Origin of the sequence: Desertihabitans aurantiacus (assembly GCF_003344635.1) — a bacterium.
GTDB classification, from domain to species: domain Bacteria; phylum Actinomycetota; class Actinomycetes; order Propionibacteriales; family Propionibacteriaceae; genus Desertihabitans; species Desertihabitans aurantiacus.
This window is the reverse complement of record NZ_QPKK01000287.1, coordinates 1-4,541: the sequence shown is the minus strand read 5'-3', so window position 1 is coordinate 4,541 and position 4,541 is coordinate 1. Positions and strand designations below refer to the sequence as shown.

Here is a 4,541-nt window from a genome sequence, read left to right as displayed (position 1 = left end):
GGCGGCGCCGCACCCGGCGCACCGTCCAGGCCAGCGCGGCGGCGGTGAGCACCACCACGGCGCCGTAGACCCACCAGCGGGCGCCCGGGTCGACCTCGGCCGCGCGCAGCAGGGTGCGGGAGTTGGTCAGCACGATGACGCCGCCCACCAGGACGCCGAGCAGGTGGGCCGGGGCGTAGCGCACCAGCACCGCGGCGATCGGCGCGGCGACCACGCCGCCGACGAGCAGGGCCAGCGCGATCCCCCAGTCGATGCCGGCCGCGCCCAGGCCGAGCAGGAAGCCGACGCTGGCGGCCACGCTGACCGCGAACTCCGAGGTGTCGATCGAGCCGACCACCTTGCGCGGCTCGAGCCGGCCGTCGGCCAGCAGCGCCGGCGTGCCGACCGGGCCCCAGCCCCCGCCGCCGGTGGCGTCGACGAACCCGGCGAACAGGCCGAGCGGGCCCAGCGTCCGGATGGTCGGGTTGCCCTTGAGCCGCGGGGTGAAGCCGACCACGAAGCGGATGAGGATGTAGAGCCCCAGCAGCAGCAGGATGACGCCCATCACCGGAGCGGCGACCTCGGTGGAGAGCCGGCTCAGCACGGTGGCCCCGAGGAAGGCACCGAGCGCCCCCGGTCCGGCGATCCGGGCGACCACCCGCCAGTCGACGTTGCGCAGCCGCCAGTGGCTCACGCCGGAGACGGCGGTGGTGACGATCTCGGAGAAGTGCACGGAGGCGGAGGCGGCGGCCGGGGTCAGCCCGGCGACGGCGACGAGCAGGGTCGAGGAGGTGACGCCGTAGGCCATGCCCAGGCTGCCGTCGACCAGCTGGGCGGCGAAGCCGACCAGGGCCAGGATGATGAGCTTGCGCACGGGGGATGTCCTCTCGTCCTACCTATCCCGGTGTCGTACTAGGGAATGCCGGAACAGTAGGTGCGCATTCCCCCGATGGCGAGGTTCGTCTCAGGGGTCGGACGGGTCAGCTGGTGCGCCGGCTGGGACGCGCCCACGCCGCGGGCTCGGCCACCAGCGTCCGCACCATCTCCGGCATCTCGCCGCTGGCGACGTGGGCCAGGGTGACCGACTCCAGGATCGCCCGCTCCGAGGCGCGCAGCGCGATCCAGACCTGCTGCAGCGGGGCGGCCGCACCGGAGTACTCCAGCTCCTCGGGCCGGTTGCCGCGGACGTTGGCCAGCTCGCCCTCCAGTGCGCGGATGACGTCGGCGACCGAGATCTCCTCGGCGGGCCGGGCCAGCCGGAACCCGCCGACCGGACCCCGCTGGCTGCGCAGCAGCTGGCCACGGCGCAGCTCGCCGAGGATGCTCTCCAGGTACTTGGCCGGGATGCCCTGGGCCGCCGACAGCTGCTCGACGTTGCGCGGGCCCTGCGCCACCGCCAGCTCGCTCACCGCCCGCAGGGCGTAGTCGACGCGTGCCGACAGCTTCACCGCCTACTCACCGCCCTCCCCTAGCCGATCGGGACCAGCACCAGCGTGTGCCGGGCCGCTCCGTGCACCGCCGCGGTGCCGTGCCTGAAGGTCATCATCTCATCGCGGGCCCACAGCTCGGTCTGGTCGACGTAGTGCTCGGCGAAGGCGTGCCCCGACACCCCGGTCTGGTTGACCCAGCGGGAGGCGTCCAGGTCGCCGAGGTCGACCAGCATCCGCATGGTCGGACCGCTGACCGGCACGAAGTCGCCGCGCCGAGGGCTCCAGCTGGTGGCGTCGACGACGTTCGCGGTGCCGTCCAGGCCGGGGCCGGCGCGGTTGAACAGTGCCTCCACCGGGTCGATCCCGCTGGCGCCGAGGGTCTGGTGCTGCAGCTCCAGGCGGTGCAGCCGGCCCCACTCCCAGCGGGCGGGATCGCGGCTGATCAGCGCGGTGATCTGCTTGCGGGCGGCCAGGTTGGCCTGGGCCAGCACGTCGTCGCGCCGTTCCACCTCCGGCGTGCGCACGTCGTCCCACCAGGGGTTGTCGGGGTCGTCGACCAGCTCGGCCAGCACGGCCATCCACCGCCCGCCGGCGTCGGGCTGCAGGTCGGGCGGCAGCTCGTCGGCGAAGGTCAGCCGCAGCACCTCACGCAGCACCACGTGGAACCAGGCCGCACCGGCGGAGTCGGCCTCGGCGCGCCGGTCCCAGCGCTCCAGCACCCGCTGCCCGTCGGCCACCCACGGCTCGAGCGGGGCCACCTGCACCAGCGGCGGGACGAGCGCGTCGGCGTAGCGGACCCGGGTGTCGTAGAACAGCGCCTCGGCCTCGTCGGGGCTGACCGTCTCCCCTCCGGCGCTCAGCTCGGCCAGCCGGTCGCGCAGCTGCTGGCTGCGCCAGCCCTGGGCCGGCTGGGTGTGCAGGTCCTCGGCCCGGTCGGTGCCGATGACGGCCTGGTTGGCGCTGACGAGCATCCCGTCGGAGGGGTTGCGGCTCCACGGCAGCTGCTCGAAGGGCACCAGCCCGCGCCAGGCGGCCCCGGGCTCCCAGCCGAGCGCGGGCAGGTGGCCCGGACGGCCGCCCCGGTCGGGGACCGCCCCGGGCAGCTGGTAGCCGATGGTGCCCGCGACGTCGGCGTAGAGGACGTTCTGGGAGGGGGCGCCGAGCAGGGACAGGGCGCTGCGGAACTGGTCGAAGTCCTGGGCGGTGTTGAGCTGCAGCAGCGCGTCCATGCTCCGGCCCGGACGCAGCGCGGTCGACTGCAGCGCGACCGCGTGCTCGACCCCGTCCTCCGGCGGCGGGGCGCCGGTGCGGCCCGCCTCGGCGAGGTCGGCGTCCACGTCGGAGAGCAGCGGTCCCAGCTCGCTGCTGCGCACCACGAGCGGGCGCGGCTCCTCCTCCCCGCGCACCCGCAGCAGCTCGGTGCGGGTCTGCAGCGGCTCCCAGCGGTCGCCGCGGTCGACGGTGCCGTCGGCGCGGACCCGCTCGACCACCAGGTCCTCGGTGTCGACGTAGGGGGTGGTGAACCCCCAGGCGATCGACTGGTTGTGCCCGATCACCACCCCCGGCACGCCGGCGAAGGAGAAGCCGGAGACGTCCAGCGGGCAGCGCTCGTCCACGGTGCGGCAGTGCAGGCCGATCTGGTGGAACACCGACGGCACCGACACGGCCAGGTGCGGGTCGTTGGCCAGCAGCGGCACCCCGCTGTCGGTGTGCTCCCCCGACAGCACCCAGGCGTTGGAGCCGATCGCCCCGCTGTCCCCGCCCAGCACCGCCGGCAGCGTGGCGACGGCCGCACCGGCCCGGGCCAGGGCGTCCTCGGCCCCGGCGGGCAGCGCGGCGGCGGCCGGCACCAGACCGTCCTCCCCGGTCGTCTCCCTGGTGAGCACCGGGCGGTGGGTCTCGAGGTCGGCCGCCGGGTACAGCTCAGCGGTCCGCTCGGGGCCGACCAGCGCGGTCAGGCGTGCGCGCTCGAGCTCCTCGGTGCGTCCGTCGGAGAGCTGCCAGGCCATCGCCTTGAGCCAGGACAGCGAGTCGACCGGCTGCCACGGCTCCGGCGTCGGCAGCGGACCGGTCAGCCCGAGCACGGTGTACTCCAGGGCCAGCTCCTCGCGGCTGCGCGAGCTGAGGTAGGCGTTCACCCCGGCGGCGTGGGCCTGCAGCTGGCGGCGGGCGTCGGTGGACAGCATCGCCAGCTCCTGCTCGGCGACGCGGCGCCAGCCCAGCGTGCGCACCACCGCGTCGGTCTCCAGCTGGGATTCGCCGAACAGCTCGCTCAGCCGGCCGGCGGTGATGTGGCGGCGGACGTCCATCTCGAAGAAGCGGTCCTGGGCCTGCACGTAGCCCTGGGCGGCGTGGAGGTCCTCGACGTTGTCGCCGTACAGGTGCGGGACGCCGGCCTCGTCGCGGACCACCTCCACCGGTGCCCGCAACCCCGGCACCACCACCTCGCCGTCGGTCTGCGGGAACGGCGCCCGCACCCGCACCACCGCGAAGCTGGACAGCGCCCCGACCAGCAGCAGGAGGACGAAGGCGCCGAAGAGGGTGAGTCGGATGGCACGAGACACCCGGTCACCCTACGAGCACGCGGGCGGGACGGAGCACATCGGCGGCGGGGGTATCATCGCCTCGATTTCCCCCCTCCCCGGAGTGAGACGAGACCGATGCCGACCTACCAGTACCGTTGCCAGCACTGCCAGCAGGAGCTCGAGGTGGTGCAGAAGTTCACCGACTCGGCGCTGACCGTGTGCCCGCACTGCGACGGCGAGCTGCGCAAGATCTACAACGCGGTCGGTGTGGTGTTCAAGGGTTCGGGCTTCTACAAGACCGACAGCCGGGCCGGTGAGAAGAAGAGCTCCACGAGCGACTCGGGCTCCTCCTCGTCGTCCTCCGGTGACTCGGGCAGCTCCTCCAACGGGTCGTCGGGCAACGGCTCGACCGCCAAGACCCCGGCCGGCAGCACCAGCACCGCCTCCTGAGCCCGCCCCGCGCGGGGGCCCGCCGTCGTCCACAGGGCGCGGCACCGACCGCTGGCCTGTGGACGACGCAGCAGCCCTGCCGCGCGGTGCCCATCTCGGGGGCATGGCTGCACCGACCCTGAGCTCGCTGCGGCGGGCCGTCTCCTGGCACCGCCGT

At 74.2% G+C, this 4,541-nt stretch carries 4 protein-coding genes; 1 reads left to right on the top strand and 3 read right to left on the bottom strand.

The features are described from left to right. From DVA66_RS17410 to DVA66_RS17400, 3 genes are all read right to left on the bottom strand, one after another. Window positions 1-853: sulfite exporter TauE/SafE family protein (locus tag DVA66_RS17410; RefSeq protein WP_157974090.1), on the bottom strand; the 853-nt coding region annotated here is incomplete at its 3' end. A 106-nt stretch (window positions 854-959) separates the two neighbouring features. Then, window positions 960-1,427, bottom strand: a complete 468-nt coding sequence (locus DVA66_RS17405) for an RrF2 family transcriptional regulator (protein WP_114561196.1) — start codon at window positions 1,425-1,427, stop codon at window positions 960-962. Between the two features lie 20 nt (window positions 1,428-1,447). Beyond that, window positions 1,448-3,973, bottom strand: a complete 2,526-nt coding sequence (locus tag DVA66_RS17400) for a penicillin acylase family protein (protein ID WP_114561195.1) — start codon at window positions 3,971-3,973, stop codon at window positions 1,448-1,450. Between the two features lie 96 nt (window positions 3,974-4,069). On the opposite strand from DVA66_RS17400, the gene DVA66_RS17395 reads away from it, so the two are divergent. Next, window positions 4,070-4,384 carry an FmdB family zinc ribbon protein gene (locus tag DVA66_RS17395; RefSeq protein ID WP_114561194.1) on the top strand — a complete coding sequence of 105 codons (315 nt, stop codon included), beginning with the start codon at window positions 4,070-4,072 and terminating at the stop codon, window positions 4,382-4,384. Window positions 4,385-4,541 lie beyond the last annotated feature (157 nt).

Bases quoted from the DNA above. Each gene is read 5' to 3' on its own strand.
- DVA66_RS17395 (WP_114561194.1), top strand. From the start codon at position 4,070: ATGCCGACCTACCAGTACCGTTGCCAGCACTGCCAGCAGGAGCTCGAG.